Source organism: Vibrio sp. 378, from assembly GCF_033339435.1.
Genome location: NZ_JAWOUO010000112.1, coordinates 1 through 1,185, shown reverse-complemented (window position 1 = coordinate 1,185; position 1,185 = coordinate 1). Strand labels below are relative to the sequence as shown.

Genomic DNA, 1,185 nt, shown 5'->3' with positions numbered 1-1,185 from the left:
GGCGTACTCCTTGACGACGAATCATGTGGTACCCCTGAGCTGGCGTTGATGGTACAACGACCTGCATGTTTTGCTCAGCACACAATTGAAGGTAACGCTCTAGACGAGCAGATGAGTGCTCCGGACCTTGGCCTTCGTAACCATGAGGCAGAAGCATCGTCAGGCCGCACAAACGTCCCCACTTTTGCTCACCAGACGAAATGAATTGATCAATAACCACTTGTGCGCCGTTAGCGAAGTCACCAAACTGCGCTTCCCAAATGGTCAAACCGCCAGGTTCAGCTGTTGCATAACCGTACTCAAATGCAAGAACAGCTTCTTCCGACAACACAGAGTCAAAAACTTGGAAAGGCCCCTGCTTGTCATGGATATTCGCTAGCGGGATGTAAGTGCTTGCATCTGATTGGTTGTGAAGAACTGAGTGACGATGGAAGAAAGTACCACGACCTGAGTCCTGACCAGAAATACGGATACGCTTACCATCGTCTACCAATGTCGCGTAAGCCAATGTTTCAGCCATACCCCAGTCAATAGCCTTCTCACCTGTCATCATTGCTAAGCGATCGTTGTACAGCTTGTTTACTCGGCTTTGCAGCTTGTGGCTTTCCGGGTACTGACATAAACGATTACCTAGTTCGACAAGGCGTTGCTTATCGTAGGTCGCCTCCCATTGCATATCCCACTCGTGTCCCAAGTAAGGAGACCAGTCTACAGAATGCAATGCCATCGGACGCCACTCTTTCACCACGACTTCACCGCGGTCAAGTGCATCACGATACTCGTTCACCAACTGCGTTGCAGTTTCAATATCCGACTCATTCTTATCAATCAGAACATCGGCGTACAGTTTACGAGGAGTTGGGTGCTTTTTGATTTTTTGGTACATCAACGGCTGAGTCGCGTTCGGTTCATCCGCTTCGTTGTGACCATGACGACGGTAACAGACCAAATCAATCACGACGTCACGCTTGAACTCGTTGCGGTAATCCAGTGCAATGCGAGTAACAAAAGCAACCGCTTCTGGATCATCGGCGTTAACGTGGAAAATCGGCGCCTGAACCATCTTAGCGATGTCAGTACAATACATGGTTGATCGAGTGTCACGCGGGTTAGACGTTGTAAAGCCAACCTGGTTGTTTACAACAATACGAACCGTACCGCCAACGCAGAAACCACGAGCAAGTG

General features: G+C 49.4%; 1 protein-coding gene. It reads right to left on the bottom strand.

Features of this window, described 5'->3' with window-relative positions; translation table 11 throughout:
- On the bottom strand, positions 1-1,185 hold a 1,185-nt coding region (locus R7Q48_RS24465; RefSeq protein ID WP_318132691.1), incomplete at both ends, for a thiamine pyrophosphate-dependent enzyme.